General features: G+C 63.7%; 18 protein-coding genes and 1 tRNA gene. 7 read left to right on the top strand and 12 right to left on the bottom strand.

The annotated features are described in order from the left end of the window. Positions 1-167 precede the first annotated feature (167 nt). The 4 genes from QBJ92_RS04190 to QBJ92_RS04205 all read left to right on the top strand — a co-directional run bounded on the left by QBJ92_RS04190 (position 168) and on the right by QBJ92_RS04205 (position 6,699). Positions 168-3,059 (top strand): TonB-dependent receptor plug domain-containing protein, encoded by a 2,892-nt coding sequence (locus QBJ92_RS04190; protein ID WP_277968425.1) that lies wholly within the window; start codon positions 168-170, stop codon positions 3,057-3,059. A gap of 21 nt (positions 3,060-3,080) precedes the next feature. Further along, positions 3,081-4,943 (top strand): CocE/NonD family hydrolase, encoded by a 1,863-nt coding sequence (locus QBJ92_RS04195; protein WP_277968426.1) that lies wholly within the window; start codon positions 3,081-3,083, stop codon positions 4,941-4,943. Further along, positions 4,940-5,704: a substrate-binding domain-containing protein gene (locus QBJ92_RS04200; protein WP_277968427.1), complete on the top strand. Its 765-nt coding sequence runs from the start codon at positions 4,940-4,942 to the stop codon at positions 5,702-5,704. The genes QBJ92_RS04195 and QBJ92_RS04200 overlap by 4 nt, the downstream gene beginning before the upstream one ends. Before the next feature lie 68 nt (positions 5,705-5,772). Continuing rightward, entirely contained in the window at positions 5,773-6,699 is a 927-nt protein-coding gene (locus tag QBJ92_RS04205) for a LysR family transcriptional regulator (protein ID WP_277968428.1), read from the top strand. 83 nt (positions 6,700-6,782) lie between these two features. Here QBJ92_RS04205 and QBJ92_RS04210 read toward each other — a convergent pair whose 3' ends face one another. Both QBJ92_RS04210 and QBJ92_RS04215 read right to left on the bottom strand, forming a co-directional pair. Further along, positions 6,783-7,796: a zinc-dependent alcohol dehydrogenase family protein gene (locus tag QBJ92_RS04210; RefSeq protein WP_277968429.1), complete on the bottom strand. Its 1,014-nt coding sequence runs from the start codon at positions 7,794-7,796 to the stop codon at positions 6,783-6,785. 35 nt (positions 7,797-7,831) lie between these two features. Beyond that, the gene (locus QBJ92_RS04215) at positions 7,832-9,034 is read right to left on the bottom strand and encodes an MFS transporter (RefSeq protein WP_277968430.1); all 1,203 of its coding nucleotides are present in this window, start codon (positions 9,032-9,034) and stop codon (positions 7,832-7,834) included. 162 nt (positions 9,035-9,196) lie between these two features. On the opposite strand from QBJ92_RS04215, the gene QBJ92_RS04220 reads away from it, so the two are divergent. The 3 genes from QBJ92_RS04220 to QBJ92_RS04230 all read left to right on the top strand — a co-directional run bounded on the left by QBJ92_RS04220 (position 9,197) and on the right by QBJ92_RS04230 (position 10,739). Beyond that, complete coding sequence (locus QBJ92_RS04220) at positions 9,197-9,748, top strand: TetR/AcrR family transcriptional regulator (protein ID WP_277968431.1); 552 nt, start codon at positions 9,197-9,199, stop codon at positions 9,746-9,748. Beyond that, the gene (locus QBJ92_RS04225) at positions 9,745-10,629 is read left to right on the top strand and encodes a hypothetical protein (RefSeq protein ID WP_277968432.1); all 885 of its coding nucleotides are present in this window, start codon (positions 9,745-9,747) and stop codon (positions 10,627-10,629) included. The genes QBJ92_RS04220 and QBJ92_RS04225 overlap by 4 nt, the downstream gene beginning before the upstream one ends. Positions 10,630-10,663: 34 nt before the next feature. After that, a tRNA-Thr gene (locus QBJ92_RS04230) sits at positions 10,664-10,739 on the top strand. Positions 10,740-11,013: 274 nt separating this feature from the next. On the opposite strand, the gene QBJ92_RS04235 is transcribed toward QBJ92_RS04230, so the two are convergent. The 10 genes from QBJ92_RS04235 to QBJ92_RS04280 all read right to left on the bottom strand — a co-directional run bounded on the left by QBJ92_RS04235 (position 11,014) and on the right by QBJ92_RS04280 (position 20,134). After that, entirely contained in the window at positions 11,014-11,790 is a 777-nt protein-coding gene (locus QBJ92_RS04235) for an SDR family oxidoreductase (RefSeq protein ID WP_277968433.1), read from the bottom strand. A gap of 28 nt (positions 11,791-11,818) precedes the next feature. After that, positions 11,819-12,613, bottom strand: a complete 795-nt coding sequence (locus tag QBJ92_RS04240; protein WP_277968434.1) for an SDR family oxidoreductase — start codon at positions 12,611-12,613, stop codon at positions 11,819-11,821. Positions 12,614-12,625: 12 nt separating this feature from the next. After that, entirely contained in the window at positions 12,626-13,423 is a 798-nt protein-coding gene (locus QBJ92_RS04245) for an alpha/beta fold hydrolase (protein ID WP_277968435.1), read from the bottom strand. A 43-nt stretch (positions 13,424-13,466) separates the two neighbouring features. Continuing rightward, on the bottom strand, positions 13,467-14,009 hold the full coding sequence (locus tag QBJ92_RS04250; protein ID WP_277968436.1) for a cupin domain-containing protein: 543 nt from the start codon (positions 14,007-14,009) through the stop codon (positions 13,467-13,469). A 30-nt stretch (positions 14,010-14,039) separates the two neighbouring features. After that, positions 14,040-14,936 (bottom strand): VOC family protein, encoded by an 897-nt coding sequence (locus tag QBJ92_RS04255; RefSeq protein WP_277968437.1) that lies wholly within the window; start codon positions 14,934-14,936, stop codon positions 14,040-14,042. After that, the gene (locus QBJ92_RS04260; RefSeq protein WP_277968438.1) at positions 14,933-15,706 is read right to left on the bottom strand and encodes an IclR family transcriptional regulator; all 774 of its coding nucleotides are present in this window, start codon (positions 15,704-15,706) and stop codon (positions 14,933-14,935) included. The genes QBJ92_RS04255 and QBJ92_RS04260 overlap by 4 nt, the downstream gene beginning before the upstream one ends. A gap of 1 nt (position 15,707) precedes the next feature. After that, positions 15,708-16,742: an aromatic ring-hydroxylating dioxygenase subunit alpha gene (locus tag QBJ92_RS04265; protein WP_347342780.1), complete on the bottom strand. Its 1,035-nt coding sequence runs from the start codon at positions 16,740-16,742 to the stop codon at positions 15,708-15,710. Then, positions 16,739-17,068 (bottom strand): recombinase-like helix-turn-helix domain-containing protein, encoded by a 330-nt coding sequence (locus tag QBJ92_RS04270; RefSeq protein ID WP_277968439.1) that lies wholly within the window; start codon positions 17,066-17,068, stop codon positions 16,739-16,741. Before QBJ92_RS04270 ends, QBJ92_RS04265 begins: the two co-directional genes overlap by 4 nt. Positions 17,069-17,549: 481 nt before the next feature. After that, positions 17,550-18,752 carry an MFS transporter gene (locus QBJ92_RS04275; RefSeq protein ID WP_277968440.1) on the bottom strand — a complete coding sequence of 401 codons (1,203 nt, stop codon included), beginning with the start codon at positions 18,750-18,752 and terminating at the stop codon, positions 17,550-17,552. A 353-nt stretch (positions 18,753-19,105) separates the two neighbouring features. Continuing rightward, positions 19,106-20,134, bottom strand: coding sequence for a helix-turn-helix domain-containing protein (locus tag QBJ92_RS04280; protein WP_277968441.1), 1,029 nt, complete (start codon positions 20,132-20,134; stop codon positions 19,106-19,108). Positions 20,135-20,387 lie beyond the last annotated feature (253 nt).

The raw sequence follows: 20,387 nt of genomic DNA on the forward strand, positions 1-20,387 counted from the left end.
TATGCCGGCACGGCATAATAGATCGAGCTACCTCGGATTTACGACCAATGCCGAAAATGGATGGTTAGCTATGTTGAAACGGTTTTTGATCTAGCTGTATCCACGGCCTACCCAGCCTTCAGAAGTGCCGCCCGAAGAGCGGCCTCGTTCATGGAGGGTATGTTTCGATGGGTCTGTCCGTCTCACAACGATCGCGCGCTAAGTCGTTCCGCCTGCTTGGTTGCAGCATCCTGGCTATCGCCTTCGCCGGATCAGCCGGCGCACAGACAGTCACCCCACCCTCGCTGAGCGCCCCCGAAGCCGCGCCCCCGCCCGCGCTCGACACGGTAAGCCAGGAACAGGCCGCCCCCGAGGTCGGCGGCGGCGATATCGTCGTGACCGGATCGCGCGTTGTCCGCGACGGGTCGACCGCGCCAACACCGGTGACCGTCGTCGGCGCTGAACAGCTCTCCGCCTCCTCCCCCACCACGATCGCGACTGCGCTCAACGAACTGCCATCGTTCGCGGGTTCGCAGAAGCCGCAATCGCAGGCGTCGACCACCAACAGCGGCGGGCAGAACTACCTCAGCCTGCGTAACCTCGGCCCATCGCGCACCCTCGTCCTGCTCGACGGACGCCGTTTCGTTCCGTCCGGCGGGTCGGGCACCACCGACGTCAACCTCCTTCCCCAGGCGCTGATCCAGCGTGTCGACGTCGTCACCGGCGGCGCATCGGCGGCTTATGGGTCGGACGCGGTCTCGGGCGTCGTCAACTTCGTGCTGGATACGCGCTTCACCGGGGTGAAGGGCAGCGTGCAGAGCGGCATTTCGCAGCGCGGCGACGCGCAGAGCTTGGCCGCATCCATCGCCTTCGGCACCGGCTTCTCCAGCGGTCGCGGCCATCTGATCGGGTCGGTCGAATATGCCAACGACAAGGGCATTCTCGCGTATGACACTGATCCGGTTACGGATCGCGGATGGAATGCGGTTCCGTATCAGGTCATTCCCAACCCGGGCGGCGCGCCGCGCTTCATCCGCATTCCCGATGCGCGGATTTCGGTCGCGAGCTGGGGTGGCCTCGTCACCTCCGGCCCGCTGCGCGGCTTGGATTTCGCGCGGGACGGTACGCCAACCCAATTCGGCTATGGCCAATATGCCAACACGCTAAGCCAGCGCATGTCGGGCGGCAACGGCCCCAACATCCTGCCGCGCGTCGGGCTGCTCGCGCCGCTCGAGCGGGTCGTCGGGTTCCTGCACTCCGATTATGACGTTACCAGCGATATCAATGTCTTCGCCGAACTTTCGCTGGCGCACACCCATTCGCGTTACGGCAGCCAATATCCCTATTTCCTCGGCAACGGCCTGACGATCCGGCGGGAAAATCCGTTCCTCCCGGATTCCGTCCGGGCACGGATGGTCACGGCGGGCGTGACGACGCTGCCGATCGGCTATTACGGTCGCGGCTTGGGCATCATCTCGCCGGAGAACACCAACAACACCTGGCGCACAGCCTTCGGTGCCAAGGGCAGCTTCGGCGGCAGCTGGAAATGGTCGGTCCATGGCGAGGGCGGCCAGACCACACAGATCTATCGCAGCCGGAACAACATCGTCCTCTCGAAATTCTATCAGGCGCTCGACGCCGTGCGGAATCCGGGCACGGGCGCGATCGTCTGCCGGTCGACCCTGACCAACCCGTCCGACGGTTGCGTGCCGCTCAACATCCTGGGCGAGGACAGCCCGTCCGCGGCAGCAAAAGCCTATGTCCACGGCGACCTTTACAACCGGTTGCGCCTGTCGCAGCGCGTCGCGGAAGCGCAGGTCACCGGCAACCTGTTCAACCTGCCCGGTGGCGCGGTCGCGGTCGCCGCGGGTGTCGGCTATCGCAAGGAAAAAGCGGTTGGCGTCTCGGACGACGTCGCGACCGGCAAGAACCCGATCACGGGTTTCACCGGCGGCTATTTCCTGACCAACACGCAGCCGCTCAACGGCAGCTACGATACGAAGGAAGCGTTCGGCGAAGTCCTGCTGCCGTTCTTCAAGGATTCCGCGCTCGGCCACAGTCTGGAACTCAACGCGGCGGCCCGCTACACCGATTACAGCACGAGCGGCGGCGTCACCACGTGGAAGATCGGCGCAACCTACGAGCCGACCACTGAAATCCGCCTGCGCGCGGCACGGTCGCGCGACATTCGCGCCGCCAACATCATCGAGCTGTTCACCGGCCCGTCGCAGGGCTTCGCCACCGTCATCGATCCGGTCGTCGGCGGGATCAGCTATAACATCCAGCCGTTCGGCCTCGGCAATCCCAATTTGGCGCCCGAACGCGCCAATACCACCACGCTGGGCGTGGTCTTCCAGCCGGAGTGGCTGCGCGGTGCGATGCTCTCGGTCGATGCCTATGACATCAACATCTCGGGCGCGATCACGACGCTCACCGCGCAGGACACGCTCACCCAGTGCCTCGCCGGATCGGCCGTCACCTGCGCGCTCATCACGCGCGATCCCACTTCCGGCCGGATCACCAACCTGCTCCAGCCGCGGCTCAACCTCGCCTCGCTGAAGACGCGCGGCCTCGACTTCGAGGCAGGCTATCGGACCCGGATCGGAACGGGCGACCTGTCGCTTCGCGTGCTGGCCAACTACGTCGACACGTTCATCTCGTCGACGGCGGGCGGCATTGCGATCGATCGTGCCGGCGACGTCGGAACCCCCACGGGCAACACGCCGAACTGGCGCGGGCAGTTCACCGGCATCTATTCGCAAGGCCCGTTCAGCCTCGTCGTCCAGGAACGCTATGTCGGCAGCGGCAAGTATAACGTCCTCTACACGTCGAAGGATCTTGCCGACGAGTTCAACAACATTCCGTCGCGGTTCTATACGAACCTCACGGCGCGGCTCCGCATCGACAATCGCGGGGGAAGCCGTGGGAGCAACAGCGAATTGTTCATGACCGTGAACAATCTGTTCGATCAGGCACCCCCGATCAACCCGAACAATACGATCAGTTCGACCAACACCAACCTCGACCTGTACGATGCCGTCGGGCGGACCTTCGTGGTCGGCTTCCGCTTCAAATACTGATCGTCGCGAGGGATATCGACCATGAAGCACCATCACCTGTTCCTCTCCGCGGCGATCGCACTCGTCACCGCCCCGGTTGCGACCAGCGCGCAATCGACGGCTCCGGCGGCGCAGCAGCCGACGGACATCGCGGTCCGGGAAAAGGTGATGGTTCCGATGCGCGACGGCATCCGCATTGCCGTCGATCTCTACATGCCGGCGGGCGCGGCGGCGGGGCAGCGCTTCCCCGTCGTGCTGCAACGCTGGTCCTATGGCCGCAAGGCCAACAATACGGCGGCGACGGGCGCATGGTTCGCCCGCCACGGCTATGTCTTCGTCTCGTCCGACATGCGCGGGAACAATGATTCCGAGGGCGTCTATTACATGCACGACCCCGTCAACGATCCGCGCGACGGGCATGACATGGTCGAATGGCTCGCGACGCAACCCTGGTCGACGGGTGCAATCGGCACCTATGGTATCTCTTACGGCGGGCACACGCAGTTCAACACCGCGCTCGGCAAGCCGCCGCACTTGAAGGCGCAGTTCCTCATCAATGCGGTCACCGACTATCACGACGGTGGCGGCGCCTGGAGCCAGGGTGCGTGGCTGGGCGATCACAACCTTTCGCACACGCTCGGCGCGATCCTGACGATGCACGACAATGCCGACAAGCCGGCGGTGAAGGCGCAGGCAGAGGCGATGCGCAAGGATTATGACCGGGTGCTGGCGCTTCCGGCCGCCGAGCAGGCGAAACTGCTCGCCTTCTCGCCCCCCGCCCAGCGCTGGTTCAGCGAGTGGCTCGCGCATCCCGACTATGATGCCTATTGGAAAAGCTACGGGATCAATCCCGATCGCTATCGCGACTATCCCGACATTCCGATGCTGTTTTACGGCAGCTGGTACGATCACATGCAGCGGCCGTTCCTGAAGGCGTATCTTGGTCTGAAAGCGGCGCACCGGTCGGAAACGCGCATGATTTCCGGCCCCTGGGATCATGGCCGCTCGGTATCGCACAACGGCGACGCCGAATTCGGTCCGGACGGCGAAGGCCATCCGCTCGAAGCCGCCGATGCGTGGTTCCGGCAATATCTAAAGGGTGAGCAACCGGCGACTCCGGCCTCCCCTGTGCGGTTATTTGTCATGGGCACCGGCGACGGCCATCGCACCGCGGAGGGCCTGATTTATCACGGCGGATACTGGCGCGACGAAGCCGCCTATCCGCTCGCACGCGCGAAACCGACGTCTTACTATCTTCAGGGCAATGGCCTGCTCGGTTCGTCGCCCGCAACGTCCACGACCTCCACCGCGCTCATCGCCGATCCTGCGCATCCGGTTCCGACGATCTACACGCGGATCGGCGGGGCGTTCGATCAGCGGTGCAAGCCGACCTACAAGGGGTGTACCGACTCCCGACCGCTCAATGCGCGCGCCGACGTGAAGAGCTTCAGCACCGCACCGCTGGATCGCGACGTCGAGGTGACCGGGCCGGTCAGCGTCACGCTGCATTTCCGCACCGACGTGAAAGACACTGATTTCGCGGTCAAACTCATCGACGAATATCCGGCCTCCGCCGCGTACCCCGATGGGGTCGCGCTGACCCTGTCCGATGCGCTGCGACGCGCGCGCTACCGGGATACGCTCGACAAGGCCACGCTGCTCACGCCCGGCAAGACCTACACGATGACGATCGAGGTGCCGCCGACCAGCAACGTGTTCAAGAAGGGCCACCGCATCCGGCTCGACATCGCCGGCAGCAATTTCCCGAAGTTCGACGTCAATCCCAATACCGGCGAACCGATCCAGCATCACACCCGCCAGCAAGTCGCGCATTCGGCGATCCTGCACGATCCTGCGCACCCCTCGATGATCGTCCTGCCGATCGTACCGGCGGCACCGCGATGATCCGGGTGCTGGTGCCCGTGCTGGCCCTGGCCGGGATCGCCTTTCCCTCCAGTGCGATGGCAGGCGACGTCAAGGTCCACGCCTCCGGCGCGATCGCGGTCGCGCTGGATGCGCTGCGCGGCGACTATCAGACTCGCAGCGGCGACACGCTGGCGATCAAGATCGATCGCTCTGCCGATATCGGTCCTGCCGTGGCAGCCGGTGAGGCAACCGATGTCGTCATCGCCGAGGCGAAGGTGATCGACGGCCTCGTTGCGGGTGGTCACGCGCTTCCCGGCAGCGTCGTTCCGTTGGCCGCCTCGCCGATTTGCGTCGTCGTGCCCGCCAACCGTCCGGCACCGAAGATCGACACATCCGCCGCGGTCCGTCGTGCGCTGCTGGCGGCGCGGTCGGTCGGCTATTCGAACAGCCTCAGCGGGGACTATGTCACCCGCACGATGTTCCCCAAGCTGGGGATCACCCGGCAGATGGCCCGCGTCGCGCGGCAGGTCGGAATCGCCAAGGCGACCGCGGCGGGCGACGTGGACATCGCCTTCTCCCAGTGCAGCGAGATGTTGCACATCCGCGGCCTGACGGTGGTGGGTCCGTTGCCGCCTGCCTTGCAGCATCGCTCCGTCCTGACCGCCTTTGTCGGTGCCCGCGCCCCCAATCCCGAAGCGGGGGCCCGTTTGCTGCGCTACCTGACCTCGCCGGCCGCAGATTTGCCGTTGCAAAACAGCGGACTGGTGCCTTTGCCCGCCCAGACGTCTGCCGCCCGCTGATCGACCCCGCAACCACCCCCGGCGCATTCGGTATGACGCCGCGCCCGAAAGGGCCTAAGTAACGTCTTATGGACATTCGCGAGCTGCGTACCTTTTCCACCGTCGCCTATACCGGCAGCTTCAGCAGAGCAGCCGAGAAGCTGCGCATTGCGCAACCCGCGCTCAGTCGGCACGTCGCCAAGCTGGAGGAGGAGCTCAAGGTCGCGCTGTTCGTCCGGCACGCGCGTGGCGTCGTCCTGACGCCTGCGGGCGCACGACTGCTGGATCGGGCGGAGATGATGCTCCACTATTTGAACGGCACGAGCGAATATGTGCGGGACGACGATCCGCAGGAACGCGGTCACCTCGCGGTCGGGCTGACCCCGGCGATCGGCCTGGCGGTTGGAGCGAACATGGTGCGGCGGTTCCGCGCGCGATGGCCCAAGGCGATGCTCCACGTTCGCGAAGGCCTGAGTACCTCGCTCCAGGCATGGTTGCTGGACGGCAGCGTGCAGGCGGCGGTCGTCTACAATCAGCCGCTGCTCGAAGCGTTCGAGGTCCGGCCATTGTTCAGCGAGCCGATGGTGCTGGTCGCGCCGCCCGGTGAAGCGCCGCGCACGCTGCGGTTCGTCGACCTTGCCGATCTCCCCTTGATCCTCCCGGCCCTGCCCCACAGCAACCGCCGCCTGATCGAACAAATGGCGACCCAGAACGGCGTGCGGCTGCGGGTCATCATGGAAATCGACAGTGTTGCGCTAACTCGCCAGCTAGTGGCGGACGGCTTGGGCTATTCGATCACCGCGCAGCTCGCCATTCAGCCCGCAGTCGACGCAGGAATTGTGACGTCGCACCAGATCGAGCGTCCGTCGCTCCGGTCGCATGTCGGCGTCGCGACCCTGCGCGAACTGCGGGACAGTCCCCTGGCGGGGAGTTGGGTCGAGATCCTGACCGATGAACTCCGCACCCTCGCGCTGGATGGCGCCTGGAAGGGAAAGGCGATCTGGGGGGACGACTGACGGGATGCGGTCGGCGGACGGCGGTCGAGACCATCATGCCCCCATCCTGACCGTTCCCCGCCGTTCCGTTCCCGCCGTTCGATTCACAACGCGATCATTACCTTCCCAAGATGGTCCGCCGCCGCGAAATAGCGGACCGCTTCCGGCGCCTGATCGAACGCGAAGGTCCGGTCCACCACGGTCGTCATCCGGTGCGCGACCATCGCGTCGAGCAGATCGACGAACATCGCACGACTGCCGTTGGCGATCCCATGGATCGTCACGTTCTTCAGGATGAGCGACAGATAATCAGGGATGGCGGGCCCCTCGCCCGGTGAAACGCCGATGACGATGACCCGGCCGTTGGTTGCCGCCGCCGCGATGGAATGCCCCAGCGTATCGACGCCGCCCGTCTCGATCACGATGTCGGCTCCCTTGCCGTCGGTCTGCTCGATCACGTCGGCCGCCCAATCTGGCGACGTACGGTAGTTGACCGTGATATCCGCACCCAGGCTCCGCGCCGTCTCGAGCTTTGCGTCTTGCGACGATGTAATGACGACCTTGGCACCATACGCTTTGGCGATCTTCAACGCGGCAAGCGACACACTGCCTGTGCCAAGGCACAGCACCGTGTCGCCGGCCTTGACCTTGCAAACCTCGACAAGCGCATTCCAAGCGGTCAGCCCAGCCGAGGCAAGCCCAGCGACGTCGGCGTCGGCGAGGGCGTCGGGCACCCGGATCAGCGCTGCGGCGGGCAAGAGGACACGCTCGGCCAGCCAGCCATGGTGCGTGATCCCGATGTCGTGCGCAAAGACGTCCGACCGAAACGTCCCGTCGTGCCACGTGGCGAAATGACCGCAGACGACGCGGTCGCCGACCGCGACTTCGGTGACGCCTGCGCCGACCGCCACGACTTCGCCAACCCCTTCGGACATCGGGATGCGGGTTTCCGACTGACGTGGCCCGTAGGTGCCGCGGAGGAGTTGGACGTCACGGCTGATCAGGCCGACGAGCCGCGGCGCGACCAGCGCTTCGCCAGGCCCCGCGACCGGCGTGGCGCGTGTCGTCGGAACGAGCCCGTCGATGCCGTTCTGGCTGCCAATCTGATAGGCTTTCATCAAAATGTTCTCCGGTATGGCGCGCGTTCCGCACATTAGGTGAAAGCCCTCGGACCGGGCTTGAAGGCGAACCGATCCGCGCTGAACGCAAGCACGAGCGCGACCAGCGTGAGCGCGAGAACGGCCCAGGCGAGCGATCCTGCGCCGGAACGCTCCAGGATAACGCCACCGACTATCCCGCCCGCGGCGATCGCACCGTTCCACACCGTGGTCAGCATCGCATTGGCAAGGTCGACGCCTTCGCCCGCAGCATCGGCCAAAGCGGTTTGAAGTTGCGTCGCCGCACCGCCGAACGACAGCCCCCACAGCAGCGTCGCGACGATCGTCGTTTCGGGTACGGCGGCGAACACCCCGAACGCCACCGCCACCGCCGCGAACACCGTCAGGCTACCGAGCACGAGCGGCCGCAAGGCGCGGTCGATCAAGACCCCCGTGATCCAGATCCCCGCCAGCGCGGCAAGCCCGAACCCGAGCAGCAACAAATCGAGCCGCTGCTGAATTCCAGCAAGCGCCGCGACCGGCGCGATATACGTATAGAGAAGATTGTGCGCGGTGATCCACGCGAACAGTGTGAGGAGGACCGTGCGAACCCCCGGCATCTGGAACACCCGCGCGATCGACAAGCGCTGCTCCGCCGGTTGTCCGGGGAAGTCCGGAACTTGCCACAGCACCCAGCCGATCAGCGTCACCGTCGTGACCGACATCAGCCAGAACGCGGCGCGCCAGCCCAGCGTGGTGCCCAGCATTGCACCCAACGGAACGCCGATCGACAGCGCGATCGGCGTCCCGACCATCGCGATCGCCAAAGCCTTGCCGCGCAACTGCGGGACGACCATCCGCCGCGCATAGCCCGCGATGATCCCCCAACCGAGCCCTGCCGCGACACCGCCCATGAACCGCGCAAACAAGGTCAGCGCGTAGGAGGTCGAGACGGCGGTCACGCAATTGAAGATCAGGAAGCCGAAGATCGCGACGAGCAACGTGGGCTTGCGCCGCCACCCCTGCGTGTAAAGCGTCAGTGGAATCGCCGCGAGCACCGATCCGACCGCATAGACCGTGATCGTCTGCCCGGCGAGCGGCTCCGATACCGCCAACCCCGCAGCCATATGCGGCAGCAACCCGGCTGGCAGCGTCTCGGTGAGAATCGCGGTAAAGCCGGTCATCGCCAATGCCAGCAACGCGGAAATCGGGAGCGTCTCCCGCGCGCCGTCGCTTGTCTGGCTTGATGTTGAATGCACGGCATACTCACTTGTGGATCGACTGGTCCAGTTCGTTCGACGACCCAGCGCGGCTTGTCAACGAATAATGGATCGCTTAGTCCACAAATCTGGAAACGGAGAGTTATGGCACGGAGCGGACGACCCCGCGGTTTCGACCGAAGCGCAGCGCTGGACAGCGCGATGCACTTGTTCTGGGAACATGGGTATGAAGGCGCGTCGCTGGCCGGGTTACGGCATGCGATGGGCGACATCTCCTCGGCAAGTTTCTACGCGGCCTTCGGTTCGAAGGAAGCCTTGTTTCGCGAGACACTGACTCGCTATCTCGGCCTTCACGGTGGTGTCATCAGCGCGCTCGACGACGAACGTCTGCCGCCGCGTGCGCGGCTTGAACAGGCTCTTTTGGCGTCGGCTACGGTTCAGACTGGGGAAGCGCATCCAAAGGGATGCATGGTCACGCTTTCAGCAACGATTTGCTCCGATACCAGCGCGTCGATCAAAGCGCTGACGCATTCCGAACGCTGCGCCACGCGACAGGCGTTGCACCGATGCATCACTGCCGGCGTGCAGTCTGGCGATCTCGATCCAGCGACGGACGTTGCGGGTCTCGTCGCCTTGTACGATGGCCTGTTGCTCGGAATTTCAATCCAGGCTCGGGACGGCCTCGCGCCGAGCACGATCCGCTCCGGAATCGGATTTGCATTGGCGGCGTGGTCTGGAAGTGTGAAACCGTGACGGCGCCTCCGCGACGCACGCTCACACCGCGTCACTTCACGCGCTTCGCCGCGATCGACTGGTCCGGAGCGAAGGGCCTGCGTCATCCCGGGATCGCGCTGGCAATTTGCGAAAGCGGTCCTGAAGCGCCGGTTCTGGTCGAGCCGCCGCGTGGCGTCTGGTCCAGGACCGACATCCTGCACTGGTTACACGAGCGCGCCGAAGACCCGTTGCTGGTGGGGTTCGATTTCAGCTTTTCCGCACCGTTCGTGGAACGGGGCGCGTATCTACCGGGGGAAACCGACGCCACGGATCCGCGCGCGCTATGGGCCTATGTCGATCGGCACAGCACCGATGCGGACTTGGGCGCAGCGTCCTTCCTGGAAGCGCGCCGGGGGCGGCATTTCTACCTCGGCGCGGCGGACGGTGTAAAAGCGCACTTTCTGCACTACCGGCGATGTGAAGCACATTTCAACGCAAACGGCGGCGGCAAGGCCTCGACCGTTTATGACGCGATCGGCGCGGCACAGGTGGCCAAGGCCAGTTTCGCCGGAATGCGGCTGCTCCACCATCTCGATCCGGCGATCCCGGTGTGGCCATTCGACCCCGCGCCGCAGCACGGGCCCTGCGTCGTGGAAATCTACACGACGATCGCCGCGCGCGCCGCCGGTCTCCGCAAGGGGTTGAGCAAGGTGCGCGACGCTGCCGCGCTCGACTCCGCGCTCGCCGCGATCGGCAGTGCGCCGCACCTGCCGATGCCACGCTACACCGATCACGCGACCGACGCGATCCTGACCGCGGCGTGGCTGCGCGCGAACGCCACCCGCGACGATTTGTGGAACCCGCCAGCAATGACGCGCACGATCGCGCGCACAGAGGGCTGGACCTTCGGCGTGTCTTGACGCATGGAATGCGCGCGAGGACGGCGTCCTCCGGGCCGGTTTAGCTCAGTTGGTAGAGCGCCAGTTTTGTAAACTGGATGTCGCGGGTTCGATTCCTGCAACCGGCACCATCCTCGTGGGCATGCGCAGTAGATTTGCCCCGTTGATGTAGAAAGATAACAGGGCACTCTGACCATTCCCCCACTCCCGCAGATCTCGACGTCTTATCGTGTGCCGATCTGAGGATGGTCGAACAGTAACGAGCACCTCCGCCTTGGCAAAGCATTGCCCAACTCTGTTGAAACCAGAACGCTGGAACATGGTCAGCGGCCTTCGAAGGTGGGAGGTTTGAACGGTTTTGCATCCCCCTCAGCCGATGGCTCTTACCGTCTGCGATCCCCGCGCTCAGGCCGCAATAAAGCCGCCGTTCACTGGGATCACCTGCCCCGATACGAAGCCGGATGCGTCGCTCAAAAGGAACACTGCGGTGCCGACGACGTCCGCCGGCAGCTGGGCACGGGGAATTGCGGCACGGTCGACATACAATTGTTTGCGCTCTTCCGGCACGTAGTCGGTTGCCTCCACCCGTACGAGGCCAGGCGCAATTGCATTCACCGTAACGCCAAACGGGCCGAGCTCGCGCGATAGCGAGCGGGTCATGGCCATCACGGCACCCTTGCTGCTCACATAGTGCAGCAGGTTGGGCGCCCCCCACAATGCCGTGTCCGACGCCAAATTGACCAGCCGGCCGCCCCTGCTGGATGCCTTGAGCAGCGGTGCGAAGGCCTTGGTCATCAGCCAGGTGCCACGTACGTTGATCGTCATCACGCGGTCCCACGTCTCGATGTCGATCTCGTCCAGACCTTTTCCCCCAATGCCGGTCGCCAACGCGGCATTGTTGAGCAGTCCGTCCAGGCAACCATAATCGCGCACGATGTCCGCGCCGAGTTGCTCGACCGATCCCGGGTCCGCAAGATCGACAGCATAACTCGCAACGTCCAGCCCCTCACCGCAGAGCCCCTGCGCCGTTTCCTGGGCCAGATCAGTACGGATGTCGGCGATGATCACCCGAGCCCCCGCCCGGCCGCACGCCTCGGCGAAGGCCGCACCCAGACCGCGCGCCGCGCCGCTGACCAGGACGGTACGTCCGGCCAAGTCGATGGTACCTTTGATGACGCTCATGGGATGGTGTCCGGAGGTAAAGGGAAAATCAGGCGAAGCGGGAGACGCCGCCCGCCACTTCCAATGCGGCCCCGGTCGTGAAACCCGAGATTGGCGCCGACAAAAAGACGATCGCTGCAGCAGGCTCCTCGGGGCGGCCGAACCGTCCCACTGGGATGTGCTTTTCAGCGGCAAGTTCGGCGAGCCAATCGTCCAGACTCTGGCCAGGCCGTGCGCGCTCCTTGTAGCGACGTTCCCACTGGCCGCTGTTGACGGTGCCGAGCAAAATCGAATTCACACGAACCCGCGGCGCCAGCTCGACGCTCAGCGACTTCACCAGATTCTGCACGCCAGCGCGCGCCGCCGACGTACATACCATATGCGGTTCGGGCTGGCGCGCCAGCAGCGAATTGACGACGACGATCGCGCCAGCATCGCTGGCCTGCAGCATCGGCAGGAAGGTACGAACCGGGCGAACGACACTGAAGACCTTCAGATGAAGTTCCGCCTCCCAATCCGCATCCAGTGTCGAAGCGAAGGTGGAAATGCGCGCCTGTCCGGCATTGGCGACAAGGATGTCGAGCCCACCGAACTTGTTTTCCACCGCTTCGGCCAACCGCGAAACCGCGTCCTGATCCAGCACATCCGCCGCCATCGACAGGATACGATCGTCGCCGAACCCTTCTCCGCGGAGCGAGGCGGCGGCTCGGTGTAGCTCCCCCTGCCCTCGGGCACACAACGCCACGCGCGCGCCTTCCTTCAAGAACTGGCGTACCGTCTCCAACCCGATCCCCGACGATCCGCCGGTGACCAATACGGTCTTGTCACGAAGTCCCAGATCCATGGTACGTCCTTCTCAATCTTCGATCTGCGACAGGAAATCGGCGAGTGCTGCGTTGAACAGCGCCGGCGCTTCCGTCGCGAAACCATGCCCTACGCGAGGGATCACACGGTACTGCCCACCCGGCACCGCTGCCGCGATCCGCGCACAGCCAGCGGGGGGCGTCACGATATCTTCGTCTCCCCACATCACCAGCGTTGGGATCCGCAAGCGTGCAACGTCGCTTGTCAGATCGGCATGGGCGAGCATGCGGGAAGCCTGTGCATACCCCTCCACCGTCACTTCGCTCATCACACGGTGGATGATGGCGCGCGCTTCGGGGGATGCCCGCTCGGTCAGCAGCCGTGGCGCACGGCGTTCAGCGAGCCCGGCCGGGCCGGTGCGCGCCACTTCGTCCAAGCGTTCGGCGACGCTTGCAGGGATTGGAGCACCCTCGGGCGTCGCATAGCCGCTGGCTGGGCTTGCAAGCACGGCGCAAGCGAACCGCTCGGGCTGGAGCAACACTGCCGCCGTGCCCATGATGGCGCCCAGCGACTGGCCGACCAGCACCGCGCGCTCAATATCCAATGCATCCAGCAGCGCAATCACGCGTGTGCCGTAATCGCCGGCGGTTGGCGATGGCGCAGGGAGCGGCGTGCTGCCCGGATATCCGGGTGCATTCCAAGCGATCACCCGTCGAGTGGGCGCAAACCCGGCGAATTGCCCGGCCCAGGCGCTGGAATTGGAACCGATCCCGTGCAGCAGCACCAAGGGCGTGCCATCGCCGCCCCCTGCCTGCCGTACAGCGATGCGTTGTTCATCCCCTACGGTCACCAGGGAAAGCGGCGGCTCCAGATACAGGTCTGACGGCACGCGCTCAGGTCTTTACACGCTTGATCTTCGACAGCGGGTGTTCCGGTGGATAGGTCGGCGTTTCCGGCACGCTGGTGCCAAGACAGATGATCATCAGCGCCTCCTCGATGCCTTCGTTGATCAGCCCGCGGTAGACCCCGGCGGGAACAGAGACGAGATCGCGTTCCTTCACATAGGTTTCGCAATATTCGCCATTGGCTTCGAACATCAGCTTCACCTTGTTGCCCTTCAGGATGAAGAACACCTCCTCCACATCGTCGTGCAGGTGCAGCGGACCTTCACAACCAGCGGGCAACACCATGGTGGAAAAGGTGAAATGTTCGGCCGGCACCGTATTGCTGTCGGCGGAAACGCCGGTCGCGCCGGTGCCGACATAGCGCATTTGCGCGCGCTTGTACTTGGGGTCGTAATCCGCCTGGAATTTGAGCGCGTTCCAGTCGAGGTTGCGTGTTTCGTAGCGTGCAGTTCGGCTTTCTATCCAGTCGGACAGAGTGCGGCCTTCAGGCACTATGGCGTTCTTGCGGGTTGCGTCGATCGTATCGGTCATGATGGTCGCTCCGTGGTCGGATCAAGGATATCAGGCGGCGCGGGACTGGCGCCGGGTGTTGCCGTCGATGCCACCGGCTACTGCCCATTCGGCGAACAGTTCGGGCTTCCGCTCGAAATCGCTGGGCTGCCACGCCTCGGTGCACCAGTCGTCGTCGGCATAATATTCCAGGCTGCCGCCGAACGGGCTTTTGAAATACCAGAAATAGGCCGAGGAAATCGGGTGACGGCCCGGTCCGATGTCGGTTTCCCAACCCTTGCGGCTCATCGCCAATCCACCGCCGAACACTTCGTGGATATTGCTGACGGTGAAGGCGACATGGTTGAGCCCGGGCTTCCCGGGACGGCGCAGCACGAACGCATCGTGGTGCGGGCCTGGGGTCCGCGCCCGAAGAAAGGCGGCATGACCGGGGTAGGAATCGCTGATCGCGAAGCCGAGCTTGCCGACAAAGAAATCCATGGTCGCATCAAGATCGTCGACGAACAGTACGACATGACCGATCGAGATGGGAATTGCCCGCTCGTAAACGGGTGAGCGCGCATCGACACGCCGTGTGATACCGGGGCCGTTAACGTCCTGCGCATCGGCCTGAACCGCAACGCGGACACTGACACGGAAGGCGTGCGAAAGACCACTAGGATCGGCTAGTGCGCCGTCCGTCCCAAGCCGAGCCTGCAAAGCTGCGAGCGCACCTGCATCCGCGACGCCCCAAGTTACCTGACGCAGCGTTGCGCCTTCCTGCATGGCAGGCGGAAGCACGGGATCCGCCGTATGGCGCACCAGCACATCGGTGCGATCACGCGTGCGATAGCGCAGGCAATCGTCACTGCTGCCGTTGTTTTCCAGGCCCCAGTCTTCGAGAAACCGCCGCGCCTCAGCCATGTCGCTGACACCGAAGGTCACGCTGTCGATACCGCAAAATGTCATAGCTGCTTCTCCAGGAAAGGTTCGTGCATGTTCGGCAGGACATGCGGTGCGCCCAGCATGCGCGAGAGCTCGTGCGCCGCGGTCACCACTGCGCGCGTGATGCTCGCGAGATCATTGTCCGGCTGCTCGACGGCGACCGCGTTGATCGCAGCCACCACCCGCAGCGACGCATCGCGCACCGGGGCCGCAACGACCTGAATACCAGGTTCGTGATAGCCAGGCCCTGCAACAAAGCCGCGCGCACGGTCGTCGCGCAGTCTGGCGGCAAACTGCGCGAACGCCTTTGCCCCGCCCAACAGATCGTCAGCGTACATCGTACGCAGCACCTCCGGCTCAAGATCGCACAACATCACCCGCCCCAGCGCAGTCGTGTGAGCTGGGAGCAAGCTGCCCACCGTGACGTTGCGAGTCAGCACATGACGGCTGCCAAAGCGGCTGAGATACAGGATCGATCGCCCCTGCAGGATGGCCAGATGGGTCGACCAACCAGTCTCGTCGCGCAGCCGTTCCAGCACCCCTGCCGCCAATTCCGTAATCGGCAGCGACCCCAGATATTCGAACCCTATCGCCAGTACGCCCGCATCCAGAGCAAAATGCCCGCTCGACAGCCGCCGCAACAACCCAAGCTGAGTCAGCGCAGCCAGCAGCGCGTGCAGGCTGGAGCGCGCAAGTCCAAGTTCTGCCGCGATCTCGCTCGCTGCGATCGTCGTCCGATCGCGGCGGAACAGCCGCAGGATTGCGATGCCGCGCTCAAGGGCGGGAACGCTCATGTCAAACCGCCGCCTGAGGCTGACTGACGCGCGTTTCCGCCTCGATCTGGTCCTGCGCTGTCTTTAGAAACATCCGGCGCAGGCGCACCAGTCCGGCGTCATGGGCGTACAACGCCTCGTCGTCCCGCGCTGTGTCGAGCATGGATTCCAGGATGACACGATCCTGCTCCAGCACGTGCCAATGCAACTGTTCAAGCCGAGCGCGGTACAGAAAGCGCCAGGCATCGCGCTTCCAGCCGTCTACCTTGCGGCACCGCCAGAAGAAGACGAGGCAGTTGGTATCGTCGACGGGCGTTACCATCCCGATGATGCCAAACGGACCACCCGGCCCCGCATTCTTGCGATACGGGATCGTCAGTCGCTGCCAAAACGCACCGGTATCGGCGAGTTCCACCCAGTCGAAATTGACTCCGGTCTGGCCAACCTTTTCGAACACGAAGCCGGTTTCGGTCTCGCGCTGGCGAAGCGTCGCCATTTTTTCGCCTTCGGCCATCGAGTGGGAAGCGGCGTGCAGATAAATGCCGTGCATCGGGTCCAACACGTTTTCCAACGCATAGCGATAATTACACTTCCAGTGGGCGACACACAGGATTGATCCCCATTCGCCACCTTCCAGCTCTTCCGGAAGCACGAGCGGCGTGGGTTCGACACCAGGTGAACCGAACCACAGAAAGATCGCCCCGGCCCGTTCGACCGCCGGATACGCCTTGTTGCGGGCGCGTTTTTCGGCTTCGCACCGGCCGATCGCCGGAACCGCTGCCATATGCCCGCCGGCGTCAACTTCCACACCGTGATACCAGCAGGCGATCCGATCGTCCTTGCTCCACCCTAACGAAAGCCGTGCGCCGCGATGCGGGCAACGATCCTCCACCGCATGCACTTGGCCTTTGTGGTCACGCCATATCGCGATCCGTTCGCCCAACCGGGTGATGCCGATTGGCGCGTTCGCTAGGCGCCAGCTGGCCACGACGGGATACCACCGGTTCAGCAAGCCGCTGTTCGCGCGACGTTCGCATTCTTCCACAGAGACGGTCACTGCGCATCCCTTTTCTCAACGGCGAACAGCGCCGCGCTCGAGGCGTCCATCTGGGCGCGAAAGCTGGCTTCGTCCCATGCGGCGCCTGACTGATCGCGGCTGCCTGCGGCGTTCAGCGCGGCAACGACATCGTCAATTTCCTCTGCCCCCGCCCCAAACACCGTCATGAGTTCGTAGGCAAGTCGATCTTCGAAAGGATCAAGCGGGCCGCCAGCCGTTTGAGTCCGGATGTTCTGAACCGTGCGCGGATCTTCCACCGTGGCCTCGGACCCTTTGGTTTCCGATCGCAAATCTGCGCGAAGATAGGGATTGTGCAACAGAGCCACAGTTCACCTACAATCCATTGTTCCGATATAAGGAGATCATAACGCTCAATAGATCAGCCCGTCAACGATAGGCTGCTGTTATCAGCGTTTGTAGAGCAAATTTGTTCTAAATCGAGAAATATGCTTCATATGTGAACAACACGAAGTGTAAGTCCGGGCTCTATAACCGTTGCTGCAGTTGCGTTCCGCGAGCGACTGGTCCGCGTGCGTCAGAAGGCAGAGAGGATCGCGGTGCGTGAAGAGTGCCATCAAACCGTCGGTGACCAAGGATCAGCAGAATATCTGAGACGAGATTTTTCGTTTCACGTCATGACGCGTGCGCAAAGTTCGCTCTGTCGCACCGGTTCCGAGATGGTCCGGTAGCGCGTTCGTAATGGCGTCGGGGTAGCTCTAGGACTTCCCCATCGTCAGGCCGTTCGGGCCGATGACCAGCACAATCTGGGCGCGACGCGCATGCACTCGGGTAGAGAAATCGACGCGATCAGGCTGGCACCGCCGACCTTGGCCGCGCGATCCAGGCCCCCATCGAAACCGCAAGCGCGCCCCCCAACAGGCCCATGAAGAGCAGAGCTTGATTATTTCCGCCAAAAAGGTTCGCCAACGCGATCATCAGCAGCGGCGTGATAAATTGCGCCAAATAGAATGCGCTGAGCCACATGCCCGTGCCACGTCCGCGATTCTCGTCGCTTAGCGTGCTCATCGCCGCGGTCAGCAGAGTCGGGAGCAGGATGCCGCCGCCAAAACAGGTGACGATCGATGCCGCAACCACCACCGCCGGGGTGTGCGACAGCCCGATTATGGCGTAGCCGATCGCGGCGCTGCCGAACCCCGCCATCAGCATGCGTGGCGTGCCGATTTTGGCGTAGCGCTTGAACAGGAGCGAACCCAGCGCGATCGCCACCCCGTCGGTAGCGCCGATCAGCCCGATTTTGGATGGCGCGGATACGCCCACGCCTTCCAAGATCTGGCCGAGGCCGAGTTGGACGGCGTAGAACAACAGACCGGCAAGGACGGTAAGTCCGAGCAGCGATGCAAAGCTGCGTGTCATCGGGAAGCCCGCGGCCTTGGCGACGTGACGACGGAGCGGTTCGAACAGGATCAGCGCGCACGCCAATGCGACGGGAAGCGCGATGAAGTAGAGGCAGAATGGGCCGCGCGGCCCGAGCAGCTGGCCCATCAGTCCGCCCAGCGCCACTGCCACGATCGCACACAAGCTGCTGCACAAGACTTGGATCGCGTACCAACGTCGGCGTGCCTCCCCTTCGTAATAATCACCCAGCAGCGTGAAGGCGAGCGTCATTACCGTTGCTTCGAACACGCCGACACCGAAGCGCGTGACCAGCAGCGCGGTAATGCTGTGCAGGAACAACGGCGCCACGCCACAGACGCCATACAGCGCCAAAGCGCCGACGAGCAGACGTTTCCGCCCGATACGATCCGCCAACCATCCGGCGGCTGGCGAGAACAGGGCAATACACAGGGCCGGCAGTGTCAACGCAACCGGCACTAGATACAGCGCTCCCGGCGTCGCCGCGAATTCCCGGGTCAACGCCGGTAGCACCGGGACCAGCGAGAGAATCGCCAGCACCGGCATCAGGCTGGCAGCGATCAGCACTACGGCGTGGCGTGCACCTCCACCCGTTGCTGAACGTTGCGGGCGCGCGGTGTTGGCGTACTCAACCATGGCCGAAATCCATTTTTAGGTTGGCCCGCTCAGGCGGGCGTTGCGTTGGCGCGTTCGGCACCGACGAGATCGAGTGCCACGGTCTTCTCTTCCGGCTATCCACCATGCGCCGCCGCCCGAGTTCGAACCGGATCGCGCACGTTATCGACGTCATATCCCACGCTCGCCTTTTCGGGATCGAGCAGGAAGACATGAACGTCTCCCCTTCGGGTAAGAGCTAACCAGCGCCACACGGTCATGCAATTTGGGAGGCACCTGTCTTCCCAAATTGTGAGATGTTCCTAAAAGGCGCGCGCTTGGCGAATGGAACTTCGTCAGCCGCGCACATTGTTGTTTAACGCGAATCAATCCCTTCACGTAGCGGGGGAGTCGTCCTCGTCCTTACCGCGACGACGAAAAGTGCCAGGCGTTCTGCCGGTCCAGCGGTGGAATGCGCGCGAAAAAGCCGCTTCCGATCCGTATCCCGTGTCGATCGCGATCTGCGCAAGCGGGATTGCGGTCTGTTCCAACATCTCGGTCGCACGCATCATCCGCACCGATGTTACAAACCCGTTCGGCGTCTGGCCGGTGACGCGCGTGAAGCGCGAAATGAACGCCGAACGTGACATACAGGCGCGCTCCGCCAGCGTCGCGATGCTCCAATCCTGCGCGGGATCTTCGTAAATGGCGTGCAGGATGCGCGAAATCAGCGGGTCATTGAGCCCGCGTTTCACATCGATCCCGCTAAACGCGTGGTCGAAATGGTCCTTGATGCAAGCCGCCAACACGCCTTCTGCAAGCCGGGTCGCGATCGAATGGCCCATGAACCCTTGGCGTCCGAGTTCTCCGATTTGCGTCGTAATGTCCTGCACGAACGGAGTCCTGCGTCCGATGAAGCCCGGAAGGCGCAACAAGCGCGGCAGATTGCGCAACACAGCCGATGGAAAGCGGCGATCCAGATACATGCGCAGCGTCAGCAGCTGCGCGGAACGTCCGTCCCCGCCATGCCGCGTCCATGTCGTAAACAGACTGGCCAGGAAAGCATCGGGCGAGTCGGCTTCGTCCATCTGTGCGAGCATCACGTCGGTGAGCGCGACGGGTTCCGTCGTGACGCTGTCCGCCATCGTGTATGCCAGCGGCGGTACGGCCAGTAGCGCATCGCCTTCGTTCAGGCGGACCGGATCCTTCTTGTCATCGAGATAAGCGAGACAGTGGCCGCTCATGATCAAATGTAGCGTGACAGAATCGTCCTGTCGCGGGCACGCCAGGCCCCAGGGTTCCGTCATGATCGACGGCACCTGCAGCACGCCGGTCAACCGGATCATGCGCAACAGATCGTCGATCGGCATCTCCGGTCGGTAATTCGTCGGGTTCTCAGCGAACCGGTTCTTTGTTAGCGCCATCGGCATAACTGCGTAACTCTGTTTCAGTTGTGACGGCTCCGCAGCACGATCGCACCAAAACGCTCGGTAAAAAAGAGCAAACGAACGATCAATGACGAAGACCCTGGATCAGCATAGGCTACCTGGGTTGGCCGATCATCGCGCCAAAAGATGCCGCAGGCAGACCGGAACACCGCCCAAGCGAGCAAGCGCTTGCGGCGATAGAATTCTGCCGCGTTCGAACATCAGTCGGGAGAGATAGGATGGATCGCGA

It is taken from the genome of Sphingomonas echinoides (assembly GCF_029623395.1).
Classification (GTDB): Bacteria; Pseudomonadota; Alphaproteobacteria; order Sphingomonadales; family Sphingomonadaceae; genus Sphingomonas; species Sphingomonas echinoides_A.